21 protein-coding genes, 4 pseudogenes and 1 other annotated feature are annotated in these 24,932 nt (G+C 45.9%); of the genes and pseudogenes, 8 read left to right on the top strand and 17 right to left on the bottom strand.

The window, feature by feature from the left end; all coding sequences use genetic code 11:
* Positions 1 to 522: 522 nt before the first annotated feature.
* Positions 523 to 2,217 (bottom strand): methyl-accepting chemotaxis protein, encoded by a 1,695-nt coding sequence (locus tag NSS79_RS13260; protein ID WP_342439697.1) that lies wholly within the window; start codon positions 2,215 to 2,217, stop codon positions 523 to 525.
* Between the two features lie 305 nt (positions 2,218 to 2,522).
* On the opposite strand from NSS79_RS13260, the gene NSS79_RS13255 reads away from it, so the two are divergent.
* Complete coding sequence (locus NSS79_RS13255) at positions 2,523 to 4,010, top strand: alpha-galactosidase (RefSeq protein ID WP_342439696.1); 1,488 nt, start codon at positions 2,523 to 2,525, stop codon at positions 4,008 to 4,010.
* A 183-nt stretch (positions 4,011 to 4,193) separates the two neighbouring features.
* On the opposite strand, the gene NSS79_RS13250 is transcribed toward NSS79_RS13255, so the two are convergent.
* From NSS79_RS13250 to NSS79_RS13230, 5 genes are all read right to left on the bottom strand, one after another.
* The gene (locus NSS79_RS13250) at positions 4,194 to 4,742 is read right to left on the bottom strand and encodes a histidine phosphatase family protein (protein ID WP_342439695.1); all 549 of its coding nucleotides are present in this window, start codon (positions 4,740 to 4,742) and stop codon (positions 4,194 to 4,196) included.
* A gap of 136 nt (positions 4,743 to 4,878) precedes the next feature.
* Complete coding sequence (locus NSS79_RS13245; RefSeq protein ID WP_342439694.1) at positions 4,879 to 5,325, bottom strand: GNAT family N-acetyltransferase; 447 nt, start codon at positions 5,323 to 5,325, stop codon at positions 4,879 to 4,881.
* Between the two features lie 388 nt (positions 5,326 to 5,713).
* Positions 5,714 to 6,199 carry a VOC family protein gene (locus NSS79_RS13240; protein ID WP_342439693.1) on the bottom strand — a complete coding sequence of 162 codons (486 nt, stop codon included), beginning with the start codon at positions 6,197 to 6,199 and terminating at the stop codon, positions 5,714 to 5,716.
* A 451-nt stretch (positions 6,200 to 6,650) separates the two neighbouring features.
* Positions 6,651 to 7,517: a GNAT family N-acetyltransferase gene (locus NSS79_RS13235; RefSeq protein WP_342439692.1), complete on the bottom strand. Its 867-nt coding sequence runs from the start codon at positions 7,515 to 7,517 to the stop codon at positions 6,651 to 6,653.
* A gap of 164 nt (positions 7,518 to 7,681) precedes the next feature.
* Positions 7,682 to 7,921, bottom strand: a binding site (T-box leader).
* A 148-nt stretch (positions 7,922 to 8,069) separates the two neighbouring features.
* Positions 8,070 to 8,924, bottom strand: a complete 855-nt coding sequence (locus NSS79_RS13230; RefSeq protein WP_342439691.1) for a DUF1835 domain-containing protein — start codon at positions 8,922 to 8,924, stop codon at positions 8,070 to 8,072.
* A gap of 394 nt (positions 8,925 to 9,318) precedes the next feature.
* Here NSS79_RS13230 and NSS79_RS13225 point away from each other — a divergent pair.
* Positions 9,319 to 10,496 (top strand): annotated as a pseudogene (locus tag NSS79_RS13225) (IS110 family transposase).
* A 192-nt stretch (positions 10,497 to 10,688) separates the two neighbouring features.
* Here NSS79_RS13225 and NSS79_RS13220 read toward each other — a convergent pair.
* Positions 10,689 to 11,510, bottom strand: a complete 822-nt coding sequence (locus NSS79_RS13220) for an acyltransferase domain-containing protein (protein WP_342439690.1) — start codon at positions 11,508 to 11,510, stop codon at positions 10,689 to 10,691.
* Positions 11,511 to 11,909: 399 nt separating this feature from the next.
* Positions 11,910 to 12,880: pseudogene (locus NSS79_RS13215) on the bottom strand (aldo/keto reductase).
* A gap of 98 nt (positions 12,881 to 12,978) precedes the next feature.
* Here NSS79_RS13215 and NSS79_RS13210 point away from each other — a divergent pair.
* Positions 12,979 to 13,416 carry a MarR family transcriptional regulator gene (locus NSS79_RS13210; protein WP_076114639.1) on the top strand — a complete coding sequence of 146 codons (438 nt, stop codon included), beginning with the start codon at positions 12,979 to 12,981 and terminating at the stop codon, positions 13,414 to 13,416.
* Between the two features lie 306 nt (positions 13,417 to 13,722).
* On the opposite strand, the gene NSS79_RS13205 is transcribed toward NSS79_RS13210, so the two are convergent.
* From NSS79_RS13205 to NSS79_RS13195, 3 genes and pseudogenes are all read right to left on the bottom strand, one after another.
* Entirely contained in the window at positions 13,723 to 14,106 is a 384-nt protein-coding gene (locus NSS79_RS13205) for a collagen-like protein (protein ID WP_342439689.1), read from the bottom strand.
* A 169-nt stretch (positions 14,107 to 14,275) separates the two neighbouring features.
* Positions 14,276 to 14,698, bottom strand: a complete 423-nt coding sequence (locus NSS79_RS13200; protein WP_076114664.1) for a VOC family protein — start codon at positions 14,696 to 14,698, stop codon at positions 14,276 to 14,278.
* Between the two features lie 79 nt (positions 14,699 to 14,777).
* Positions 14,778 to 15,752, bottom strand: a pseudogene (locus NSS79_RS13195) (sigma-70 family RNA polymerase sigma factor); the annotation flags it as partial.
* A gap of 386 nt (positions 15,753 to 16,138) precedes the next feature.
* Here NSS79_RS13195 and NSS79_RS13190 point away from each other — a divergent pair.
* A complete protein-coding gene (locus NSS79_RS13190; protein WP_342437010.1) occupies positions 16,139 to 17,362 on the top strand; it encodes an IS110 family transposase in 1,224 nt (407 codons plus the stop codon).
* Between the two features lie 128 nt (positions 17,363 to 17,490).
* On the opposite strand, the gene NSS79_RS13185 is transcribed toward NSS79_RS13190, so the two are convergent.
* Positions 17,491 to 17,940: a hypothetical protein gene (locus tag NSS79_RS13185; protein ID WP_076114546.1), complete on the bottom strand. Its 450-nt coding sequence runs from the start codon at positions 17,938 to 17,940 to the stop codon at positions 17,491 to 17,493.
* A gap of 233 nt (positions 17,941 to 18,173) precedes the next feature.
* Positions 18,174 to 18,443, bottom strand: coding sequence for a helix-turn-helix transcriptional regulator (locus NSS79_RS13180; protein ID WP_256718297.1), 270 nt, complete (start codon positions 18,441 to 18,443; stop codon positions 18,174 to 18,176).
* 29 nt (positions 18,444 to 18,472) lie between these two features.
* Between NSS79_RS13180 and NSS79_RS13175 the strand changes: the two genes are divergently transcribed.
* Positions 18,473 to 18,733 (top strand): M24 family metallopeptidase, encoded by a 261-nt coding sequence (locus tag NSS79_RS13175; RefSeq protein WP_256718296.1) that lies wholly within the window; start codon positions 18,473 to 18,475, stop codon positions 18,731 to 18,733.
* Positions 18,696 to 19,172 carry a M24 family metallopeptidase gene (locus tag NSS79_RS13170; RefSeq protein WP_342439688.1) on the top strand — a complete coding sequence of 159 codons (477 nt, stop codon included), beginning with the start codon at positions 18,696 to 18,698 and terminating at the stop codon, positions 19,170 to 19,172. The genes NSS79_RS13175 and NSS79_RS13170 overlap by 38 nt, the downstream gene beginning before the upstream one ends.
* A gap of 83 nt (positions 19,173 to 19,255) precedes the next feature.
* Here NSS79_RS13170 and NSS79_RS13165 read toward each other — a convergent pair whose 3' ends face one another.
* Together NSS79_RS13165 and NSS79_RS13160 are read right to left on the bottom strand one after the other, a co-directional pair.
* On the bottom strand, positions 19,256 to 19,954 hold the full coding sequence (locus NSS79_RS13165) for a cyclic nucleotide-binding domain-containing protein (RefSeq protein WP_340898914.1): 699 nt from the start codon (positions 19,952 to 19,954) through the stop codon (positions 19,256 to 19,258).
* Between the two features lie 89 nt (positions 19,955 to 20,043).
* On the bottom strand, positions 20,044 to 21,543 hold the full coding sequence (locus tag NSS79_RS13160) for a DUF4173 domain-containing protein (RefSeq protein WP_340898917.1): 1,500 nt from the start codon (positions 21,541 to 21,543) through the stop codon (positions 20,044 to 20,046).
* Between the two features lie 113 nt (positions 21,544 to 21,656).
* Here NSS79_RS13160 and NSS79_RS13155 point away from each other — a divergent pair, with 113 nt between their 5' ends.
* Positions 21,657 to 23,333, top strand: a complete 1,677-nt coding sequence (locus NSS79_RS13155) for an ABC transporter substrate-binding protein (RefSeq protein ID WP_342439687.1) — start codon at positions 21,657 to 21,659, stop codon at positions 23,331 to 23,333.
* A gap of 77 nt (positions 23,334 to 23,410) precedes the next feature.
* Here NSS79_RS13155 and NSS79_RS13150 read toward each other — a convergent pair.
* Positions 23,411 to 23,906 (bottom strand): annotated as a pseudogene (locus NSS79_RS13150) (DinB family protein).
* A gap of 148 nt (positions 23,907 to 24,054) precedes the next feature.
* On the opposite strand from NSS79_RS13150, the gene NSS79_RS13145 reads away from it, so the two are divergent.
* Positions 24,055 to 24,282, top strand: coding sequence for a DUF2651 family protein (locus NSS79_RS13145; protein WP_076114540.1), 228 nt, complete (start codon positions 24,055 to 24,057; stop codon positions 24,280 to 24,282).
* A gap of 196 nt (positions 24,283 to 24,478) precedes the next feature.
* Here the strand turns inward: NSS79_RS13145 and NSS79_RS13140 are convergent, their stop codons facing one another.
* Complete coding sequence (locus NSS79_RS13140; RefSeq protein ID WP_342439686.1) at positions 24,479 to 24,922, bottom strand: GNAT family N-acetyltransferase; 444 nt, start codon at positions 24,920 to 24,922, stop codon at positions 24,479 to 24,481.
* Positions 24,923 to 24,932 lie beyond the last annotated feature (10 nt).

Raw genomic sequence — 24,932 nt, 5'->3', positions numbered from 1 at the left:
CACCTCCTTGATTCAAAGGCTGCCCTCCTGCCCGCACTAATCCAATTTCAATTAGCCAGCTGCAGCGTCTCCCAATGCTGTACATCCACAACAAAAAGCACGATCTACTCCTTGCGCAAACATGCAGAACTACTAGCCGCAATCGCAAGATACACTGACCGAACTCGGAGACTGACTATCAACTAACTAATTATGGTAATAATATAAGATATAACTAGATTTTAACCAATGGCCGTTTCTATGCTTAGTATGTGCAATATTACGTTCACATTAATTGTTATTCTTTTCTATCCGGCCAAAATGGGTGGATAACACAATCAGTTCTCGTTCTTTAAGAGATAGCTGATCCCTTCATATATAGCAGCATATAAAAAAAGCGACCCCGCCGTCATCCGGCAGGGTCAAGGTCTATTGTATGGGGGTCATGTGATGAATATACCGCCTGAAGCTTAAAACCAAATGAAATGAAGGTAAAGATTTGCTGAAGAGCGTATTTCCCTGAAGAGCGCATTTCCAGTCAAGCTACACATTAAACCTCGCCACCAACCCCTGCAAGCCTTGCGCCAATGTGTTCAGCGCACCTGCCGAGGAAGCGATTTGTTCTACCGATGCCATCTGCTCCTGTGAAGCTGCCGACACCTGCTGCGTATTCGCAGCCGTGGTTTCCGATATTTGTGTGACGGTACGGATCGACTCCACAATCTCTTCAGCAGCCGCCGTGATCTCCTCGACCGCTCCCGATACCTCCTGTACTTGTCCGGCCAGGGAATCGATAGAAATGCGGATCTCCCCGAAGGAATGTCCTGCTTCTTCAATGATTTCCGTACCGTCCTGCACCTCGGCAATGCTGCTCTTCATCACCAGGACTGCATCATCGGCATCGGACTGAATCCCTGCCGCCATCTCGGCAATAAGATTGGCCGATTCTCCGGATTGCTCGGCCAGCTTGCGTACCTGATCGGCAACAACGGCGAACCCTCTGCCCTGTTCCCCGGCACGCGCCGCTTCAATTGTTGCGTTCAGCGCCAGCATATTGGTCTGCGAGGCGATGCCTTGGATGACCCCTACTATGCTGCCGATCTCCCGGGATCGTTTGGCAAAACCAAGCACCTGCTCGGACAGCGACCCAATCGACTGGTTAATCGAAGCCATCTGGCGGGCGGCCGCCTGCAGTGACTTGTCGCCTGCCATGGCGAATTCATTAGAGCGCAGTGATGCATCGGAAATATCCTGCACACTTGCGGCGATCTGCTGGATGCCGGCTGACATTTCAACAATCGTCGTCATGTTGGTCTGCAGATCATTCATTTGTCTCTCCGAACCGGAAGCAACCGTACCCATAATGCCGGCGATCCGTTCCGTGGCCTCGGCTGTCAGCCCGCTGTCGGAGGTAAGCTTGACGGAGGAAGCCGCCAGACCATCCGCTGACTGGCTCACCTGTCCGATGATCAGACCGAGATTATCCGTCATTTTATTGAAAGCAAGTGCCAGATCACCGATCTCGTCCTTGGTCCGGACTGTCAGCTTGCGGGTCAGGTCGGCATCTCCTTCGGCAATCTCCTGGAGTTGTTTATTTACATCACGGATCGGTTTAATAATCTTGCCGGACAGCAGCAGTGCGATGAAGATAGCCAGCAGAACCGACAAGCCCGTCACGCCAAAGCTGATACCCATGGCCGAGCTGCGGTGCTCCGCGGACTGACTTTGCGCATACTGGATCTCCTCATTCAGCGTATTCTCGAAGACCAGCTGCGAAGCAATAATCGTATCCAGCGAGAGATTCGTGAACTCCTTTTGCGCATTCGGGAAATTCCCTTCCTTGGCCAAAGCGAAAGCACCTTCCAGCACGGTCAAATAATTGCTCCATTCACTTTCGAGATTCGTAATCCCGGCAAGCTCCGCTTCATTGAGGCCCGCATTCTTAAGCACGGTTATCGCCTCGGTAATCTCCGGAATCATTGCCTCATAAGCGGTCAGATAGGTGGTTCTTTCCTCATCTGTATTACTCATCACATATCTGGCGCCTAGCCCGTCCGCCGTGCGGATCTTGTCCGTCAGCTGCTGAACGAGCGACAGCTTGCTGTAGTTGCGGTTAATCTGCTCGGTGAGCATGGTAACCTTGCCTTGAAACAAGGTATTTCCGGCGATTGCGGCGATGAATACGAGAATGACGACTGCGAAGCCAAGTAGTATTTTTGCGCGAATTTTTGTAAACATAGGTGTTTCCTCCATATCCGTATGTATTCTCGGGGCTGCCTCTTCCTATGTATTGCTAATCATTTCCTCTGCCCTTATCCTATCTCCCCAGCCTTAAGCTGACCTGAGTTTGAACTGAATGTTCGCTTAAAGTGCGGAGGTGATTGGATTTTGGGATTCAGCCGCATAACAAAGAAACGGATACCTCCGCGATAGGTAATAAATGTCCACCTATCCCAACTATCCGCTACCGTTTTACAGAAATGAATCTGCTATATTTTAAAAGGGAAAGCGTTCTCAGAAATACGCAGAAAGAAGGAAGAACCATGAGCGATGAAAGCCATACGAACATGAATTCCACCATGCTGACTTCCACTGTGGCGATTTTTATCGATCAGAAAATCAATCGTCATATTTTTGGAATTGAAATTGCTCCAGGATCAGTGGAACCATTTATACCATTTTCGGCTTGGCCTTGTCCCCCGTCTTTGTCTGGCTGTGGACCAAAACACGCGCAACCCATATTCTCACCACTTATAAATACACTTGAGGGCCTGCCCGCAACGTATGTCGAAGAGGAGAATGAGGCCGATACCGTGCGTATTTGTTTAATTGACAAGACTCTCTCCTGTCAGGTAGAACTGCAATATACTCTCTTCAACCAGTTGCCTGTATTAACCCGATCTATGAAAATAATCCATTCAGGCACGGAGAAAATCCGCCTTGAAGCCGCTATGAGCTTCAGCCTGGAGCTTCCGGATAAGGAGTATGAAATGTTGACCTTAACCGGTGCTTGGGGGAGGGAGCGGCATATTCAGAATGTTCCTCTGCACCAGGGTATTCAAAGCATATACAGTCTGCGGGGGCACAGCAGCCACAACTATAACCCCTTCATCGGGTTGAAGCGAAAGGAAACTACGGAGTTTCTCGGCGAAGCAATCGGATTCAGTTTAGTGTACAGCGGCAATTTTTTGGCTCAGGCGGAAGTGGATACGTATGATGTAACACGTATATATGTGAAATGGGATATGAACCGCTCTATGTCAGAAGTGTTTTCCCAAGGAAGGGAATGTGATTTTCAAGGAAGGGTTTACCATCAATACATCCTTGGGATATATGAATTGTACGAACGGTTAACCAGTAAATTTCCTGAGGTCTTATTCGAGTCATGCGCCAGCGGAGGCGGACGATTTGATCCTGGGATGCTGTATTATTCGCCGCAGGGATGGATTTCAGATAATACAGACGCCGTCGAACGGTTAAAAACACAATACGGCACGTCCATGGTACACCCGCTCAGCAACATGGGGTCCCATGTTTCCGCGGTGCCCAATCATCAGACATCCCGCAGCGTTTCCCTGAATACCCGAGGCAGTGTCGCCTATTTTGGCACCTTTGGATATGAGCTCGATATCAGCCAGCTGTCTGATGAAGAAAAAGCAACCGTTCAGGAACAAATCACCTTTATGAAAAAGTCCCGTGGTCTCATGGCGCGGGGGACGTTTTATCGGCTAGCCAGTCCCTTCCAGGGTAATGAAACAGTATGGATGGTCCGATCCAGAGACAGAAGCCAGGCGATCGTCGGCTATTACCGCATTCTTACGAAGGTAAACGACGGCTATCGGCGATTGAAGCTTGCCGGACTGGACCCTCATAAAAAATATCGCATCGCCCATTTAGGCGAACACGGCTATTTTGGGGATGAATTGATGGAGATCGGCATTGTTTTAAATGACCATACATCTGGTGATTACCATTCCAAGGTGCCAAGAGGCGATTTTCTGTCTCGCATTTTTATTTTGGAGGCAGACTAGCAGCCAGCCGCTTCTGCAATAAGGAGGTCCGGTAAACCAATGAAATGGTTTGCCGGACCTCCTATATATTATCCATATACATGTCCGAAGTATTAGACTGGCTCCAATATAAAACCAGCGGCAGTCTTGTTCTGGAAAATAAAATCCTGAACTCCCGCTGGTTTATTAAGTTAGTGTATCCCGTTAGAGTAAAGTGACATGGCTTTGTTTATAATACTCGATAATTGAAGCATGTGGAATTTCGCCTATCTCTCCTACCAAGGTACGAAAAGCCATGCCGTGTCCAGTAATTATCACCTTTTGAAATTCGAGATATTTGTTAATTACCTTCTCCATGCGGTTCTTCAGTAGTTCTTTAGACTCCCAAAGCTTGGTTACCCCAGGAGGATAGACTCCATGATTAGCATCATAATCATCCCCCAGTTCTTTAAGCCTCTCCAATGAATCATATTCAAATGTTAAGTCAGGTTGCCATTCCCTTAAATCGAATTCAACCATTATTTCTAAACCAAGTTCCTTTGATAAAATAGCGGCCGTTTGAAGTGCTCTTGGGTAAGGAGAAGAGACAACAATTTCAGCTTCTTTTAACCGTTCATCCTTTGCTGTCAAATATACTTGGTTAACCCCTTTATTCGTAAGAGGAACCATGTCCCGGCCATGTCCCTTTAATTTGTAATGTTCATTTATGTCCCATAGAGGTTCACCATGGCGAATGAGATAAAATTGCGTCATTAAAAATCCTCCACACATCACATACCGCTCTTAAATTTTCTAATATACTCATAGCGTTTATTGAGCTAACTTTCTCATTAGTTGAACGACCGCTGCCAGTAATTTGACAGCCATATTTATTTACTAAGGGGATTCTTTAATTAAGTTGTAGAAAACGTATAATTTCACCGTCAATTATTTCTTCGCTAGCCCTCTGAAACCCCAAGGATTCATACAGGTTCCCAGCAATCAAATTGTCGGGTCTGTGCCCGATCATTAATCTATTACAACCATTTTGACTCATAAGATCAATTAATTTTTTCATTGCTTTTTTGCCAAAACCATTCCCTTGATGATTCTCATCAATCATGAGTGCAGGTATCCAATGGTTACCGTCTTCGTCGGGGGTTTTACAAAAGACAATAAATCCGACTAGCAACGCCTCTGAATATATTGCGCGCAAATCAAAATCAGGAGCGAATTTAGATTCTGCAATCCAATAAACAACAGGAGCTGGAAAAACACTATTTTGTTCTTGCTTTACATTTAACTTGGTACAATCGTACCAGTTCTCAATTGATACCGGCTTTAATTCAATAACCACATGAATCCCTCCAAAATTTTGATATCACAGAGGAATTCCTCTGTGATTATAATTGAACTTCCTCCGTAACAACCACGACAGCAAAGATATTCTTCATACCACACCACTCCCTTCAATAATGGGAAACACATCCAATAGTATACTACTAGTTAATACTTTACGATTAGTATAAAACTGTTATAAAAAAGATATCTCGAGTCCTATCGCTTAGACACGAGATCTTAAGGTGAATAACATCTTCCTCGGTTAAAAACTTAGGAATATCAGCCTCATATAGATGCCACAACTCACTTAACTTCATAAGAAAACCTCCCCTTAGAAGCTATTACATCTAGTTTTGCTTCTAAAGGGAGGTTTTAATCTTCTAACCTGCTTGAGCTAGTGCTAATTATTTGTTATTAATTACGCTTCTTACAATACTAATTGGTGTTAAAGACCTCTCTGCTACCTCTTCCAATGTCATACCAGTCTCATAATATCTCTTGATTACCACATTCATCGGTTCGCCTAATTCAATAATATATTTATCTGGGTCATATACTCTAACTACTCTTTGTCCCCAAGGTTGTTCAAATATGTCATGAACGAATTCAATCTGATGATCTTTAAGTTTTTTGTAGACCTCATCTATGTATTCCACTTCAAAATACAGTTCAATTTGCTGATTCCCGCTACCTATTAATTCGATTTCAGCCTTGTTATCTCTAAATATGTTTTGATGTGCTACGTCCTTCCTCCATACTGAAAAGCCACCAAGGTATCCGATATTGACACCATAGTCTATCTCTACTTGTTGGTCTAAAATCTCTTCATAAAACATCCGTGAAACTGCTATATCTTTAACGAATAAAACTGATGAGATGAATTTAATCAATTTTTTCCTCCCATGGTTTAATATATGCTTTCGAAAGATTCGCCTAACAGCTAATCTGCGAACTTCGCATATTCTACATAGTTGCGAAATCATTAAACTAACTGTCGTTATGACCTTCGTAGGAACATCAGACACACCGTCATACCACTTATGGATCGCTGTATTCGAAATAACACTATTTAATGAGGTAGCCGAGCCGGTGTCAGCAGAAAATAAGGTCCTTGACTGTCGCTGTTTTCATTGAACTAACGTTTCCGGTTAGCTTAATACTTGAATTGAATCCGATTAATTATCAATATTGATGAATCAACGGCAATACACCGGATTGCACCTGTTTTACTGTTCCGGTTCACGAAAAACCTGCGGTACATCACCATAACGCGCCGCCGTATCTTTACTACATATTATGCTCTTATTTTTAGGTAGTAGAAGTTCTGTCCGCATCATTCTACTATTCAAATTTTAACTGGAGCGAATCACAAATTGGCATATAGCCTATCTTTTGATAGATGCTATTAGATGTGGGATTTGCTAAGTCCGTATATAAGACGCACTTAGTAAACCCTTTATCCAATGCAAGTTGGCTTATTTGCGCCACAATTGAAGTAGCGTAACCCTTCCCGCGCTTATAAGGAGGGGTATATACAAATGCCACGCCAATAGCCGTCTGCATTTCCCTTGTATATCCTGCCATAGAAACGGGTATCCCGTTGTCCTCTAAAATATAGAGTTTTTTCGATGCTATTCGGTAGAGGTAAGGGTCTGCATCTTGCGGGATGGACATTTCTGTTTTGCCATAACTCCCCGCTGCATAAAATGCTTCAGCCCAGTATGGGAAAAAGTGAATATCCTTTTCATCTAGCAATCGAATGATACCAACCTTTTGAATGTCTGGGTTTACTGCCGTAAGTTCATATATACGTTGGCTCATGGTTGTTTTAAAGGTTATTCCCTTGCGGAAGGTATATTCTTTGGCAAAATACTCTGCCAAGGTTTTTTCGGTGATCACACCTGGAATTTCACGGTCTTTCAGCCCATCTATTAGACAGTTTATAGCTTCTGGGTTAATTATGTTGTCTGTTGCATAAAGGGTAATATTGTGTGGCGGTGTCATTATGGCGCTAAGTTGTATGCCCTTAGCATCCGAAATAGTTGCCATAAGCCAATTTACAGGGTTACGCCAGTCTGTTTTGTCTTTTCCTTCATGCCCAATTATGATATTGCCAAGAGGAATCAAATTTTGTGCTTCATGACGCATCAGCACATCATAGGTATCATTGTAAAACTCATGCACATCCGTATACAACTTGAATTGCATTGCAACATCACCCTTTCATCTGCTCAACTTTTATCCGGATTTTTCGAACTAATCCTTCTTTCTTACAGTTGCCGCAATGTCAAACGTTCTGTAACCATCAATTTACTCATTCGATAACCTCCAATTTAATAATTAATTTATGAAGACGCAAAAAAAAACATCCCATTAGGGACGAAGTTGCTCCGCGTTACCACCCTGATTGACGTTTATAATAAACGAAACGCCCTCTTAGCCATCGTCCAACAACGATGCTTCTTTGTAACGGTAGAATCCCGGTCCCATCTACTATAATTCGGGGGACAGCTCTGAGGTGATTTTTTGATTCGGATATCCGCTGCCTCGCACCAACCGGCAGTTCTCTGAACGGCGTTTCCAGACCTACTTGGCCTCTTCATCGCATTTGCTAATTATTATTTATGTTTAATATAAGATATGCGGAATATTCTGTAAATAGCTCAAACAACAACTCACATTATTAAACTACTCTGCCCGTTAGCTAAATAGGCAGCCAATGATTTCGGCTGCCTATTGTCATAGTGCTATCGTTTTCCGTTAGCTCAACCTATGGGTGCCAAGTTTAACAGAGAACTGATACAAGGCCCTTGGCAGTCCACTAAACTCTAAAACTCCTTGGTTAACTAAGATCCATATTCTATTGGTAATAAATGAATACCCTACGAGTTGGTGCGACGTATCAGATACTCTCGCGACGACACTCCCCGCCTTGATAAACCCATTCTCATCTTGTTCTTGCTCTAGTTCAATGACTGACCTTATTATCACTTCGTCCAGAGCAGATTCATCAGTACCTTTAACAGAATCTTCTTTCCACAAACGGAGCACATGATTTTCATTCGAGAGCATTAGCCATTCTGATTCATACCTTCTTCTTTGGTTAGGATCAAGAGGAACACCTTCATAATACTTTTTTACGATTACCTGAAAATGCTCTCGATCGATTAAACCACTAAAATAGGGATTAAATCCTTCTTTGTTACGAAGCCCAGTAGTATTAAAGAGCTCTGTCACATTGACAACATTAACTGGCTGTTTTCGATCTCTCAACAAATGCAATACGAAACGTAAGCCTGTTTGATCATGTGCGTTATCCGCGCACCAAATGACAATGGTTTTATTTTCTGGAATATTCTTTACTGCCTCTACCATTTTAACAAGCAGATGCTCTGGGTCATAGCTGAAGTCCCCATCGTTTTCCGTCAACCAAAATAGTCTATTCTGCTGTCCAGTTATCGTATCTAAGTTAGATATTGGTCCGACTGAAAACAATTCATTGAATGCTAAGATTTGGCATAGCTCCCGTTTGCCGATTTCACTTAGAGTTACTTTTAATGAACCTGCATCAGAGAGACTGAAAACAAGATAGACATATTGTTGGAGTTCATTCATTTGTAATTTATGGTTGTGAACCGCCTCTATCTGGCTTTGAAGTATATTAACAAGTCCTTCTGCTAACTTTTTTCTTCAACACTGCCGTCCTTACAATAACGATCTACTGTATTTAACAAATTGTAAAAGAACAACCGCAGGTCATTTCCATCAAATTGATGTACGCTATCGTAGAACTTCTCCATTGATATCCTCCTCACGGGACATATCCAATATAATACCATTGTAACTATACTGCCCGTTAGCCAACCATGCAGCGCAAAATCAGCGCTGCACCACAGAGAATGAAAATTTTTGCTTGGTATTTTATACCGGGAAGCACTCATAGTAGATTAATCCTATTCTGGTTGTTGCACCAGTCTCCAATCATGATGCCGTAGAAAGGTTGAATGCCGTGGATGTAATTATTAAACGGGCGTGCGGTATGGATGTCCATAAAGACAATATTACTGCATGCATCATGACACCTGAAGGAAAGGAGATTCAAACATTTTCAACTAAAACTGTATTTCTTCTTAAGTTAGTGGACTGGATTAAGGAGCACAGCTTTGTAAATTTAATTGAGGCTGAGGAGATCGAATTTCTGGTTGTTAATGCCCAGCATATGAAAGCTGTGCCTGGACGCAAAACCGATGTTAAAGATGCAGAATGGATTTGCCAACTCCTTCGCCACGGACTGATTAAAGCCAGTTTCATTCCAGACCGTAATCAACGTGAGTTAAGAGAGCTTGTTCGTTATCGTCGGAGTATCATCGAAGAACGTGCCAGACAGCATAATCGAATCCAAAAAGTATTAGAGGGAGCTAATATTAAGCTTGGTTCCGTTGTCTCAGATATTATGGGAGTTTCCTCTAAAAACATGCTTTATGCGATTGCTGAAGGTATAGATGATCCTGAGCAACTGGTCAACATGGCCCTTCGGACACTAAAACGAAAAAAGACGAACTCGAACTTGCCCTCCAAGGATACGTAAGCCCCCTTCAACGCCTAATGATAAAAACCATTCTAACTCACATCGACTTTCTAACTCAACAAATTGATATGCTGGATCAAGAAGTTGCACGGCGAGTAAATCCTTACCAAGAAGATATTGAACGATTAGACTCAATTCCAGGCATATCAACACGAATGGCCGAACAAATCCTGGCTGAAATCGGTACAGATATTAAAAACCAGTTTCCAAGCGCAGCTCATATGTGTTCCTGGGCAGGACTTGTTCCCGGCCATAACGAAAGTGCGGGCAAAAGGAAATCGGCTAAAACCAAAAAGGGCAATAAATATTTGAGATCAGGCTTAACCGAAGCAGCTCATTCCGCAAAAGGATCTAAGAATTACCTTGGCGTACTGTATAGGCGTACAGCTGCGCGAAAAGGAAGGAAACGAGCAGGAATTGTAGTCGCTCATGCCATGTGGAGAATCTCCTATTACCTTCTAACTCGTAAAGAAATGTATGTTGATCTAGGGGAAGACTACTTCGATAAGCAAAGGGAACAGTCCAATGTGCGACATGCTTTACGCAGACTTGAAGGACTAGGCTACTCCATTACCATCACTAAACCAGAAGGCTCTTGATCTATATAAAGCTGCAATAAAAAGCTATTCAGGCGCTCTCCCCTTTAAAAAAACGAACGAGCTGCGTCTTCTTTAGTGCTGCCTTTTTCCACACTTTGGTGCAATGAATTTTCATAGTAGCTTAATGATGCTGTTTCAAGACAGTCTAAATTTAGAGAATCACCTAGGAAGTTAATACTTAAACCTCTCCTATCAATCCTTCCAGGGATCTTCCTGCAGTCTTCCGTAGGCTGTGCCGATGCTGCCGCCTTCCATCAGGCAAACCTTGATTTTTTTCTGTAAAGATGTATGTTCAGAAAGTTCGTGTATTGGAATATCAGTTCTTCCATAAACCCATCTGATAGAGCTGTCATTCGCATCATCTACACTTATCAAGTCGAATGCCTTCTGAAAACCGACTATATTCGAACTCTCTAACAACAGCCTAGCAAGGACTGGAGAAAGCAGCCAGGAATCACATACCATATCCGACTGTCCATACTCCGGATAATATTTTGCGAAAAATCCCCTAGCATCCTCATATGACTTTCGCAAACTCTCTCGCCTCATATCCGCATCAGCAGGGATATGTATATTTATTATTTTCTTTTCTTTCTGCTCAATCATTTCGTATTCAAGTGCACCGATTCGGAATTCATGAAGTGAAATCTGTCTAGGAAACCACCATCCCCACGTGAATGCATATGTCCCATACACCTTGTAATGTTCCATAATAAATCTGGTACAGAACTTCATCGTATCCGTAAAAATTGTCTCGCTGATTCCTCTTTTTTCGTATTGCTTATGTGCCTTTACTGCATGTACAAGCATAAAAGCTAGCATTTTGCTCCCATCTGGATCCTCTCCCAGAACACCTATTATTTCTTTAACTCCCTTTTCCCAGGCAAACGGATCATACAAGGCAGTAGAAAGAGGTTTAAATGTTTCCTCATCGAATCCGCCTGCAAAGCCAAGCACTTTTCTTTTCATTTGTTCCGGTAAACAAATACTTTCACAAACTTCTTTTAAAGTCATATTTACATTCTCCTGTATCAGATAATAACAACATTTAATTAATTTAGGAGCAAATTCAGCCGGATTACGGTTACAAATCAAGATATACTTCCACAACTCCATTCTAGCATACAGTACAACGATTTAAACTTTAATGCAGATAACATTGGTTTAATACTATTAGAATTAGGATTGTTCCTTAAAAGAAAGACATATTCTATCATAACCTTACGTGTAACTGTACGTTAATTGAACAGACAGCCGATGTTCTCGGCTGCCTTATTGTTATGGAGCTATCGTTTCCCTTTAGTTCAATTGCCTGTTCTAATTCATATGTTACAGTTCCCCGTAACACCTTAAAAGCGAAAGGAGTCCCTTTTTAGGACTCTCTTCGCTACGAATGGTTAGGTATTACACGATTTATACAAGGGGATGCGGTACATAGAGCTCTTCTAGGCTGGTAATTTCTTCAGGTGTCAATTTGACCGACAACGCTGAAACGGCATCCTCGAGATGGCTGATCTTGGTCGAACCGATAATCGGGGCTGTGACCTCTTCTTTTTGCAGCACCCAAGCAAGGGCAATTGTGCGCGTGGAAGCCCCCGATTCCGGGCAACCTCTGCCACTCTTTCCGCAACCTTGCGGTCCGCCTCTTCCGTTCTTGCAAACAAAACCTTTGCAACCTGGTCTTTCTCGGATCTTGAGGTCTGTTCATTCCAATCCCGGGTTAAGCGCCCCGCAGCCATGGGCAGGTAAGGGGTGACGCCCACTCCCTCATCTTTGCAAAGGGGGAGCATTTCTCTTTCTTCTTCCCGATAAAGTAAGTTAAGTCTATTTTCCATAGAGACGAATCGTGTCCAGCCATTACGTTCCGCGACATGCTGGGCTTTCGCGAATTGCCATGCCAGCATAGAGGATGCTCCAATGTATCTGACTTTGCCCGCCTTAATCAAATCGTGAAGGGCTTCCATGGTCTCTTCAATCGGCGTATTAGAATCCCAACGGTGGATTTGGTACAAATCAACGTAGTCTGTCCCAAGCCGTAACAGACTTTTATTAATTTCGGCCATGATCGCTTTGCGGGAGAGGCCCATCGCGTTCGGGCCTTTGCGCATTGGAACGAACACCTTCGTGGCAATTACGACTTCATCGCGACGGGAGAAATCCTTTAATGCACGGCCGAGAATTTCTTCTCCTGTTCCGTCGGAGTACATATTCGCGCTACTAAAGAAATTGATTCCCAACTCAACCGCCTTTTTAATAATCGGTCTGCTTTGTTCTTCATTCAGTGCCCATGGTGTGTTTCCGCGCTCCGGCACTCCGAAGCTCATCCCTCCAAGGCTTAGCCTTGAAACTTCCAATCCCGTTCTGCCAAGTCTCACATATTCCATTGAGCTTCACCAATCCTTTATCTTTATTGGTTGACACGTCAACCTAGGGTCACTTTACCATCTTGTGGTTGATGTGTCAACCGTGTTATGATATGCCTATGGAGACTAACGAACTGAACGATGATGAAATGCAAATATGGAATATGTGGAAGGGCTCCTTTAAGCGGATCTTTGGACGTGTGGTCAAAGATATGTCCGATCAGACCGGACTGTCCGAGGGGGACTTTGGAATTTTGGATCGTTTGGCCCAATCGAGGGACGGCCAGATGCGCCAACAAGAACTTGCCGACTCGATGGGCTGGGATAAGACTCGGCTATCTCACCACTTGACGCGGATGGAAAAAAGGGGCCTTGTTCTAAGGAAACCATTAGACACGGAGCGTGGTGTTCAAGTTCTCATTACGTCCGCCGGGCACTCCGCCTTGAATGAGACTCTTCCCATTGTATCGAAGGCCATCCGGACACACTTCCTCAATCACTTAACCGATCATGACATCGAATCGATTACGAAACTGGCGGAACGAACAAAACTTTGAGCTTAGCATATTTCAGATCTCGAGCGGAAAAAGCCCTTTTATTCTGAAGGGGCTTTTTTTCGTCGCTGCCATCCTCCAGTAGACCAGAGCAATAAATCTTTATATATCTATGGATAAGAATCTGTTCAATGTCTACTCCAAAATTTTGCGTCACTTAGGGTACGGTTCACCGCGCTGTCTCTAACGGCAAGTTTTAGGGCCATCCTTTTGTGGAATGGCTCTTTCTTTTCCCTCGCTTTGTTCAACAATCGTATCCGTTAGCACAACAAAGAGAACAGCCGCAGGCTGTTCTCTTTGTTATCTGCCTTAGAAGCATGTGAACGAGCTAATCCGATTCAAATCAATGCCGAAGTACGCCCAGAAGAAACCAGTCCATCTGAACCCTGCAATAGAATTACGCCCGACGAATACCGGGAAGAACCAGAATTGCTCGCCGTTGTTCAGCCAAATGTATGTGTTACGGAACAGGCATCGTCTGATTCCCCCGGGGTCGATGGCAAAAGCGGTAGCTGGCATTTGCGGTACGAATTGCGGTGGAGGAGCCGTCGGCGCTTGAACGCCTCCCGGTGCACCTCCCGGAAGCCCCGGTCCTCCCGGCACGCCAGGTCCGCCAGGTCCGCCCGGGAACCCCGGAAATCCTCCGCCGGTCCCCGGTGTTGGAAAAACCCCATATGTGATCGCTCCTTTCAATGATTAGGCATAATCATCATATGCATTCGCGGAAAGGGCGCTTGGGCCGATGCCCAACAATAAGATTTAACAGAGATCGACTATGCACAACACGGATGGTTTCGACACAAATCCAAGCTTTACAAAAAAAGAGTCGCACCATCATCTTGTGCAACTCTTTATCCGTAATTTAGTCTTCAATTTCAGTATAAATTTGAAAAGTCACGCCGAATTTGTCCGTTACATCGCCAAACCCAGGGCTGAAAGGTTCTTCTTTAAACGGCATATTGACCTGACCTTCTTGCCGCAAGGCTTCATAAATCCGTTTTGATTCTTCTACTTCATTCGTTGTAATGCAGATGGTGACCCGTTTCCCGTTTTCACTAGGCGAACCGCCTGGAGCATCCGATAACATGAGTTCCGTTACTCCGACCTTTAACTTGGCGTGCGCTACAAGATTACTCAGATCGTCAGTGAACGTACCAGGCATGTCCGGCATTTCACCGTAAGTCACCATGGAGAGGATTTCTGCACCGATGGCTTGTTCATAAAATTGAATTGCTTCCTTTACCCGGCCCTCCAAAGTAATATAAGGGGTAAGTTTTACCGTCATAAGATTGTTCCTCCTTAAATTTTGATTTGATTCAATGTGGTTCATAAGTATAGACGATCCGGCCACCGTAAACTCATCGCTATATTGAAAAATCCTGCTTCGCGTCCAAACCTGTAGGCAATCCAAATCGAACAAATAAATCGGAGTCAATGAAATAATGGATATGAGCGATCTTATCCTGTTCTATCTCTAGAATATGAATGCTCCACGGAGCCAGCAGCCCATCCCTTCCGGTGGATACATACTGAGCAAAAGCTGGACTATCCCCGTTAGCCCGAATCGGCAGCAATCTGGAACCCAAACAATGGCTGCGTGTTGTATTGTAGAATGAAGACAGATTAGAGCTGCCACGAACCCACATCTTAAATGGCGGCATCGACAAGCTACCGTTCTCGTGGAATAATGCTAACAATGCATCGATGTCGTACTGTTCGAAAGCTTCCATATAACTTGCAAGCACTTGTTGATCTGCCTGAACATCTCCCCCTTGTAATTCTTCGGACCGAAGATTCGACCGAGCGATCGTCGAGCGAGCCCGTTGCAAAGCGCTGTTGACGGCTGCCGTGGTCATCCCCGTCGCATTCGCTGCCTCATTCGCCGACCATCGGAAGACATCAAGCAGGATCAGTACGGCGCGTTGCCGGGGCGGCAATATTTGCAGGATCGCAACAAAAGATAATCGAATGGTTTCTCTGCTAACCACGATATTGGCCGGGTCACCAACGTTATCGGGGGCCGGCCAGATCCACGAACTTCGGGGCAAGCTGTCCCTTGGTTCCATAATAATAGACGCGGGTTCTGAGAGATCCATCGGAAGTGCCCGACGCTTTGCACTCCTTAACCTATCCAAACAAACATTAGTGGCAATCTGATACATCCAAGCTTTACGGGAAGAATTCTGCCTAATCTGGTCCCAGTTCTGCCAAGCGCGAAGCAGCGTATCCTGCACCGCATCTTCCGCTTCAAAAATGGACCCCATCATCCGATAACAATATCCGATTAGTTCAGAACGCAACTCCTCGAGCATGTCTATTCCATGCTTTTGGCTCATTTTACGTTTCCTCCTTTTTGGCGTCCAAAAAACTTATATCTTACTACTCATATTAACATTTCATAAGCGAGAAAACTTGCCTCTATTTGTGATACGGTTCACCGCGGATAATCTTAAACTATCCGGCCCGTTAGCCAACCATGCAGCGCAAAATCAGCGCTGCACCACAGAGAATGAAAATTTTCGCTTGGTATTTTATACTGGAAGTACGGCTGGGAGAGGAAGGTCGATGAACTATGGTGCGATTAGAGCCCATCCGTTAGTCTGACTCCAACGACCACGGTGCACCACTGAATGTTGCTCCCACTGGGAAGCACTCATAGTAGATTAATCCTATTCTGGTTGTTGCACCAGTCTCCAATCATGATGCCGTAGAAAGGTTGAATGGCGTGGATGTAATTATTGAACGGGCGTGCGGTATGGATGTCCATAAAGACAATATTACTGCATGCATCATGACACCTGAAGGAAAGGAGATTCAAACATTTTCAACTAAAACTGTATTTCTTCTTAAGTTAGTGGACTGGATTAAGGAGCACAGCTGTACTCATGTCGCCATGGAAAGCACAAGTGTTTATTGGAAACCTATTGTAAATTTAATTGAGGCTGAGGAGATCGAATTTCTGGTTGTTAATGCCCAGCATATGAAAGCTGTGCCTGGACGCAAAACCGATGTTAAAGATGCAGAATGGATTTGCCAACTCCTTCGCCACGGACTGATTAAAGCCAGTTTCATTCCAGACCGTAATCAACGTGAGTTAAGAGAGCTTGTTCGTTATCGTCGGAGTATCATCGAAGAACGTGCCAGACAGCATAATCGAATCCAAAAAGTATTAGAGGGAGCTAATATTAAGCTTGGTTCCGTTGTCTCAGATATTATGGGAGTTTCCTCTAAAAACATGCTTTATGCGATTGCTGAAGGTATAGATGATCCTGAGCAACTGGCCAACATGGCCCTTCGGACACTAAAACGAAAAAAAGACGAACTCGAACTTGCCCTCCAAGGATACGTAAGCCCCCATCAACGCCTAATGATAAAAACCATTCTAACTCACATCGACTTTCTAACTCAACAAATTGATATGCTGGATCAAGAAGTTGCACGGCGAGTAAATCCTTACCAAGAAGATATTGAACGATTAGACTCAATTCCAGGCATATCAACACGAATGGCCGAACAAATCCTGGCTGAAATCGGTACAGATATTAAAAACCAGTTTCCAAGCGCAGCTCATATGTGTTCCTGGGCAGGACTTGTTCCTGGCCATAACGAAAGTGCGGGCAAAAGGAAATCGGCTAAAACCAAAAAGGGCAATAAATATTTGAGATCAGGCTTAACCGAAGCAGCTCATTCCGTAAAAGGATCTAAGAATTACCTTGGCGCCCTGTATAGGCGTACAGCAGCGCGAAAAGGAAGGAAACGAGCAGGAATTGTAGTCGCTCATGCCATGTTGAGAATCTCCTATTACCTTCTAACTCGTAAAGAAATGTATGTTGATCTAGGGGAAGACTACTTCGATAAGCAAAGGGAACAGTCCATTGTGCGACATGTTTTACGCAGACTTGAAGGACTAGGCTACTCCATTACCATCACTAAACCAGAAGGCTCTTGATCTATATAAAGCTGCAATAAAAAGCTATTCAGGCGCTCTCCCCTTTAAAAAAACGAACGAGTTGCGTCTTCTTTAGTGCTGCCTTTTTCCACACTTTGGCGCAATGAATTTTCATAGTAGTTTAATGGCTACTTAGGACATATTCCTTTCATATCCCCATAGTGGTTAACGATTTGTTTCAATCCGTCGAGCGTCTCCACAAAAAAGCTTTGATCGCTTTCGATTTCAAATATTAACTCATTGCCCTCGTGTGCAAACTCCTTGAAGTAACCTTCAATGATGACCTGCCCTCGCTTGTTAAACTTAACTTCTAGCTTTAGGTTCACTTCAGAATTTATCAATGCTGCAATCCCGTCTAAATCAGCCATACACCGTATCAACTGATCGTAGAACTGGTACACTTCACCTGTTGAGAACCACAACTGACCCTTGAGGTAATAGTTCCCACTCTTAATTTCTACAATTCCTCTAACATCATATCCACCAAAATGGCTTGTCATGTTCGGAAAATCGAATGCCTCTTCTATCGTGATTTGTACAAAACAGCCCTTTTTCCCTCGTACTACAAACTCATGCACTTTAACCAGCTCACTTAATTGGGATTTTCCACTTTGTTTAACTATATTTGCTCGTTTTCACTCCGCAGCAGGCAGCAGGTCTTGAACGGAAAACTTATTGGACGTGCTGCTCCAGGGTTTCGGGAATGCCCGGTCAGGATAGATTGAGTCGAAAAAGGAATAGCCCAGCGGATCATATATCTTTAGCTCTTCCCGAGTATTAGGTTAAGTGGACAACACAACTATGGCTCTCTTCATTTTTTATTGTAATGCTTGTTAAAAAATGTTTTCCTGTATTGGGTGGGGGTGATGCTCTCATATTTTTTGAACAAACGCATGAAATATTTTGAATCCTCGTAACCCACCTCCGAGGCAATTTGCACAATGCTCAAATCTGTTTCCGTTAGCAACTTTTTGGCATGCTTCAATCGAAAGGTAATGATTTGCTCGGAGATTCCGATCCCGGTATTCTCTTTGTAAATTCTCGACAGATAGCTTTTGTTGTATTTGAAATGATCAGCAATTTTATCAATCGTAACGACAGTTCAAATCCTTGGTCAAAGCGGACACGTGGGCTGTAACAGGCTGGGTGGAGAAATTCCGCGAGGTCAAGGATGAAGAAGAGCTTCGAAGTACCCTGGAAGCCGTACGTATAGCTGATAAGACCTTTATGCATATTCTCAACTACATTCGTCCGGGAGTTACCGAGCTCGATGTGGCGACAGAAATGGAATACTTCATGAAGCGGAACGGAGAAGACGGCCTTCCCCACCATCGTGGCATCCGGTATCCGCTCCTCCTATCCCCACGGTGAGGCCAGCCATAAAGAAATCGAGCGGGGCGACACGGTGATCTTAGATTTTGGAGCAACTTACGAGGGTTACGTTTCCGACATCACCCGAACCATTGCCGTAGGTCAGCCAGATTCACGACTTGACGATAGCTATTATCTGGTGCTGGAGGCACAAAAAGCAGGACTTCGCGCAATCCGTTCCGGAATGAAAAGCACGGAGCTGGATTCGATCACCCGGGCTCCCTTTATCCGTGAAGGGATGAATGCCCATTTCACCCATGGCGCCGGTCACAGCATCGGACTGGACATTCATGAAGCCCCTTATATCAGCTCCAAGTCGGAGCATAAGTTTGCAGAGCATACCATTATGACGATCGAGCCGGGATTATATTTTCAGGGGTTGGCGGAGTGCGTATCGAAGATGATGTCCTTGTCAAATCAGAGGATAGCTGTACATTAAGCAAATCACCGAAAAGCGATTTGCTTGTACTACCGTTTTATTGACAGATTCAAAACAGCCCATTCCGCTCTCTCCAATCCCGTTTATTCATATAAATTCCCGTTCGCAAGCCGGGCCAGCTTAGCTTCATCCAGCACACTCAAACGGCCCTGTCTGCGTTCAATGATGCCATCCTCAATGAACCGCCGCACAATCCGGTTCAGATGGCGGTAGCTCGTTCCGAGCAAATCCGCCGTCTCCGTAAGACTTGCCGTGCGGAGCTCCTCCACACGATGCCCGCCGACGCTGTCCGCGAACATGGACATCAGATAGCTGGCAAACCGGTTCTCCACCGGGTAGAGCAGATTCAGCGCGGAGGTCTGGCCGAGCGTGTACAGCTTGTGGCTTAGCTCTCCGACCAGAAAACGCAGCAGCGCCGTGTTCTCTTCCATCTCTTTCAGCAGCAGCTTTCTGCCGGCCACCAGCAGCAGGCTGTCGCCGACAGACTCCACCTCATTTTTAACCGGATACTGCCGCAGCAGCTCCACGTCCCCAATCACGGACATCGGTCTGGCAAACCGCACCAGCATCGATTTTCCGTTGGGGAGCAGCGTGTGAATTTTGAGCTTCCCTTGGACCAGGATGAACATGCTCTCCAGCCGGTCTCCGACCGAGCAGACCGCTTCCCCGTCGCTGTACCGACGCAGCTCCATTCTTTCAATGACCTCAGTGCTGAACATCTCTTCCAGCCCGTTCTTCCCGGCCAGTGTACGGACAGCCTCAAGATCCAATATTGTGTTCATTCCGTGCTTCCTCCTTGACCTCATGCTGGCTTCAATGTACCACAATATATAGTAGAGTATAACCCGTCCCCGATTTCAAAATAAAGTCTCTATTCCGCGAAATATTGCTCCAGGGCCTGCTGCGCCCGGTATTTGGATATATTGAAGGATGGCCATTCTTGTTCAGCAATTGTGTTGCTCTGCCACTTGTCACGCAGGTTCTGATCCAGCAGCCCATCCTCTTTCTTGCTGAATTCAATCAGCTTCGGGACCGCATCCCAGGATAGTCCGCTCAAATAGGCAGCATCCAGCTTGCCGCTGGCTTCATACCGTTCCATATTTCTGCCGGCAATGATCCCGTCCATCCCAATATAATTCATCAGCACGTACGCAAGCAGACCAAGCACAATATAACATTTGGCCAGCGGGAAGTTCACCCGGCTAATCCGCACCGCCGCAATGACCAGCAGCAAACCGAGAAAGATCATAAAGGCGTGCACGAGAAAGCGGATATAGGTGTAGCCGTAGGCTTCCTCATACAGTGCCAGACGGGAGTAGGCAGAATACAACATAACCATGGAGCACAGGACCAAGGTATAGAGCAGGACGTTAATGATCTTTTTCAGCGTTTTCTTCACTTCCCCTACGGACAGCAGCGACAAGAGCAGAATCGCAAAGTTGATGGCTGTAACCAGAATCAGCTCGAAAAATCCGCTCCGGGCATAGTCAGCATACGTGCTGCCTTCCGGCAAAACCCCATCCCATGCACCAAACAAATATGAAAACTGCACGCTGACAAACAACACATACACGGTATTGATCGACACAAGGATTGTGGTGATAATTACCGGATCAATGGAAAAGGTGAAGGGTTCACGGACCGGCTCGCCGTCCAGCGGCGGCACGCTCCAGTCATAGTGTTTAGGATCAGCGAACCCTTGGGCAAAACCGAACAGTCCCATTCCGAGCAGGATGATCCATAAGATGCGGGCTAAGCCGTTACTGAATGAGATCCGCTCCAGCAGCGCCGGTACGTCCGCCAGTATCTCATGAAATACACCGTCGGCTGAAGAGAGCAGTGAGATTACAATCAGCAGCAGCGGGCAGGAGATGAGCAGTCCAATCAACACTTTGACCAGCACCTGCTTGCGCTCCCCTTGCAGATTCCTGCCTCCTGCTTTTTGGATAATCTTAAACACCGTAGGCCAATGCCGCAGGCTCTGTGCAAAAAAGTGCTCGGTCGCAGCGCCAATCAGTGCTAACCCGCTCCAGGACGGAAGGCGATAGCTCAGCATATAGGTCATATGTAAGAAAATCAGCGCCGGAATCACCAGGAAATTCAGCCCGAAGAAAAACCAGTTTGCAAACAGTGCATACGTCAAGGAGAGCAGAAATACGGCTCCCAGCCAAACGTAGCTGAACCACGTGTTCTTACGTAACCTATCCTTGGCAACATAGAGCACAAAGATATAGAGCAAGCATACAAAAGTCGGTATAGAAACGCCTGCCATCTGGCCGTAGAACAGATACTGATGCACGTCAGCCAGCAGAAATGCAGCAATTAATGCGTAAAGCGGCCGCATTGCTGTAACCTCATTTTCATGATCCATGGTAAATCCCCCCATTTTATTGCTTTCTTATCCCAATTTTAGCTGATAAAATAAGAAGAAAAAGAGAAAGAAATGAGTTTGTATTTCCTATTTTAAGAAAGGAACAGCCGACAATGAAACTGCACAGCCAATTTCTGAAGCTGCACTCCCATCATGGGGGGGCGGCGGAAATCATGGTCACCCTTGATGAACTGGCATTAACTCTGGGCTGCACCCACCGCAATGCATTACATGTTATCAATAAAATGTCGGAGCAGGGCTGGATCGTCTGGACGCCCAGCCGGGGGCGGGGCCGCCGGTCCTCCCTGAAATTTCTCACGGATTCCGAGTCTATCGCCCTGCAATCCATGAAGCAGGCGATCAGCAGCAGAGATATGCGCAGCGCCATGGAGGGCATCCGCGGACATGCCCGTTCCTCCTCGCTGCAGGATTCCCTGCAGGGCTGGCTGATGTCCTACTTCGGCCATCACTCCGAGATCCGCAGCGACAAACGGATTGACAGCTTACGGCTGCCGGTCAACCAGCAGCTCCATACCTTTGATCCGCTGTACATGAATTTATTGGCGGAGTCCTTCGTGTCCAGCCATGTGTTCGACGGGCTGGTAGGACGCGGCGGCGAACGGGACGACATCCTTCCCGGGCTCGCCCATGCCTGGGATGTAGATGACAGCCGCACCAGCTGGACATTCCATCTGCGCAAGGATGTCTTCTTCCATCATGGCAAGGTACTGGCTGCTGAAGATGTGGTCTATTCCTTCGAACGGATGATGACTTCGTCGCACCGGATGCTGTACAACTCTATTTTCAAAGAGATTCAGGAAGTGAAAGCCCTGAACGCTACCACAGTGCGATTTCTGCTCAAGAAACCCAATGAGCTCTTCCTGCCTTTCCTGTGCACGAGCCGGGCAGCTGTCGTTCCAAGGGATCTGGAAAACCAGGGTGAGAGCAGCTTCGGGCGCAGACCGGCAGGCACCGGACCGTTCAAGGTAGCGGAGATGCATGAGGATTCCTGCGTACTGGAGGTATTCCCGTATTACTTTCAGGGCCGCGCCCATCTGGACCGGGTGGAAATTCTCTATGTACCGTGGGGGATAAGTAATTCTTCTCCGGAGACAAGCTCCGGCTTCCACATTGTTACGAATCCTTCTGTCTCTGACCCTTCGGCCTGGAGCCGGATTCATTCCGAGTCCTCTGTGCGGAAATTTGTGACCTTCAATACGAAAAAAAAGGGACCGCTAAGCGATCCCCTTCTTCGGGCAGACATTGTATCCTGTTTGAACGCGGATGTGGAGACGCATGGACCACAGCAGCCAGAGCCTCATCCGGCAGCGCTGCAAATTGCCACGATCCCGCAATATTCCGGTGATGCCGAATCCATTGCCGCAAGGCTGAAGCGCCAGGGTTATGCCTGCACAGTATTGACCGTTTCCCCGGAGGAATTCAAAGGTCCGATCCGCCTGCAAGCCGACCTGATTGTTTTCTCCCTGCTCCGTGATCAGGATGAACAGCTCCGGCTGTTCGACCTGTATCTGACGCTTGCGCAGCATATCGAGCCGCGTACCCGGGCCGATATCGAAGGCCGGCTAAGCCTTATTTCCCGTGAGCCGCATTTCCAGGCCAGAGCCGAGGGCTTCAAGATCATCGAAGACAGCCTGATCCGCGATCATCAGCTGCATATCTTGTACGAAAAGCCCACCGAAACGGCTTACCTTCCTTCCGTGCGCGGTGTAAGCTTCAACAGCCAGGGCTGGGTCGACCTGCGCCATCTATGGTTCCCGCCGGAGCTGTAGAGCCTCCAAGGACAGTTGGCCTGGTCATTCCAGTGGCCGAAGGGGGCGATGAGCGGACGGACTTTCAGAGTTAAAGTTCAATTCCGTAAGCCCGGCAGGCTGTCCGCTAGCCCTTTGCCGATCACATTGGCAGAAGGAGGCTGCTTCCCGAGCTCTCTGGCCCAGACGGAGAGCTGCCCGGTATGATGAATTTCATGAGCGATAACATGGCGCATAATTTCGCCCCAGGCATCGGTAACCACTGAGCCGTCACTGCGCTCATCTGCAAAAACATTCCGCTCCAGACCTTCATGCCAGGCCAGCACAAAGTCTTCCACCTCGGGACGAAACTTTGCATCCAGCTCCCGTACCTTTTGCAGGCTGCTGTACCGGGCGAAATCCTCCTGAAAATCCGGCTTGCCCTCCATCACCATGATCCAGCTCCACTCTACAATCAGCAATATGAAACAGCGTCTTCAATATCCCGCCAACGCCGCCTGTACGCGGCTTCAGCAGTTCCTCTTCCGGTATCTCCTCACACCACTTGTACCACTGCTCGCGAACCATCCAGTTATAACGGAAAAACGTCTCCATCCAACCCCTCCAATAATGTTAAATTCATCACACTTGCAGACAGTTTAACATATAGCAGAACCGGCATGGCATGGAAAAAATAATTATACTTGTCATACAGCATCTTCCAGGAAAAAGTATATAATTATAGAATATTTTATATTGAGGAGTGAATCCGTTGCTTTTGGTTTTTGTAATCTGTCCTATAATCGTTATAGTCACTTCAATTGTTGGTTTTATGTTGATTAGAAGATGGTTCGTAATGCCGTTATTAACTTTTATTGTTTTCACAGCACTAACTTTTACCGTCTTCAATGAGTCCTTTTTCATTTGGGCGATAGTTTATGCAATATTATCAGTCATCGTAGGTTTAATGATGAAGTCAGCAAAAAAGTAAAAATCAACAAACGTAATGATTAACGGCCCCATATTGGAGTCGTTTTTTCTATGCCTAAGCGAAAAAAACCAGCCTCTGCAGGCTGGCGGGATATTCTTAATTCTTCTTTCGCTTCTTGCGGTTTTCCCAGAGAGTATCTGTGATTGCATCGAAGATAAATTCAAAAAATGCCCACACGCCATTCCCTCCCTCATGTTTAATGTGAGCTTAGGTGCTTGCGGTACCCTTCTACCTTTTCATCCCGGTAGCCCATAGACTCATAGAAGACATGTGCTTCCTTACGCTGCTCACCGGAGACGAGGATAATGTAATAGCAGTTTCTCTCGTGGGCGGCTTGCTCAATGGCAGTCATAAGCTTTTTGCCGAGACCCTGGCGTCTGGCGCGGGAGGATACGACTACATTCTCGATCACCATAAACGGCCGGCAGTCTCCGACGAGATCCTGGCATTCGATCCCCATCAAGGAGCCGAGCAGCTTCCCATCCACGTACGCGCCGAGCAAGATGTACCGGCTATCTGCCTTTATCCTGTTAAAAGCTTCCGCCAGCTTCACTTGATCTGTTCGATGGCTTATCAATTCACTGTACAGCTCATTTAATGCCTCAAGAGCATCCGCTTCAATTTCCTTAATGGTGACCATGTTGTGCATC

Source organism: Paenibacillus sp. FSL L8-0436 (assembly GCF_038593025.1).
In the GTDB taxonomy this organism is placed as follows: Bacteria; Bacillota; Bacilli; order Paenibacillales; family Paenibacillaceae; genus Paenibacillus_AQ.
Note: the sequence above shows the minus strand (reverse complement) of the source record. Positions and strands in the feature narration are given on the sequence as shown.

Excerpts from the sequence above, each read along its gene's own strand:
- NSS79_RS13260 (WP_342439697.1), bottom strand. The coding sequence starts at position 2,217 with ATGTTTACAAAAATTCGCGCAAAAATACTACTTGGCTTCGCAGTCGTC.
- NSS79_RS13255 (WP_342439696.1), top strand. The coding sequence starts at position 2,523 with ATGAGCGATGAAAGCCATACGAACATGAATTCCACCATGCTGACTTCC.
- NSS79_RS13250 (WP_342439695.1), bottom strand. The coding sequence starts at position 4,742 with ATGACGCAATTTTATCTCATTCGCCATGGTGAACCTCTATGGGACATA.
- NSS79_RS13235 (WP_342439692.1), bottom strand. The coding sequence starts at position 7,517 with ATGCAATTCAAGTTGTATACGGATGTGCATGAGTTTTACAATGATACC.
- NSS79_RS13230 (WP_342439691.1), bottom strand. The coding sequence starts at position 8,924 with ATGAATGAACTCCAACAATATGTCTATCTTGTTTTCAGTCTCTCTGAT.
- NSS79_RS13220 (WP_342439690.1), bottom strand. The coding sequence starts at position 11,510 with ATGACTTTAAAAGAAGTTTGTGAAAGTATTTGTTTACCGGAACAAATG.
- NSS79_RS13210 (WP_076114639.1), top strand. The coding sequence starts at position 12,979 with ATGGAGACTAACGAACTGAACGATGATGAAATGCAAATATGGAATATG.
- NSS79_RS13200 (WP_076114664.1), bottom strand. The coding sequence starts at position 14,698 with ATGACGGTAAAACTTACCCCTTATATTACTTTGGAGGGCCGGGTAAAG.
- NSS79_RS13165 (WP_340898914.1), bottom strand. The coding sequence starts at position 19,954 with ATGAACACAATATTGGATCTTGAGGCTGTCCGTACACTGGCCGGGAAG.
- NSS79_RS13160 (WP_340898917.1), bottom strand. The coding sequence starts at position 21,543 with ATGGATCATGAAAATGAGGTTACAGCAATGCGGCCGCTTTACGCATTA.
- NSS79_RS13155 (WP_342439687.1), top strand. The coding sequence starts at position 21,657 with ATGAAACTGCACAGCCAATTTCTGAAGCTGCACTCCCATCATGGGGGG.
- NSS79_RS13140 (WP_342439686.1), bottom strand. The coding sequence starts at position 24,922 with ATGGTCACCATTAAGGAAATTGAAGCGGATGCTCTTGAGGCATTAAAT.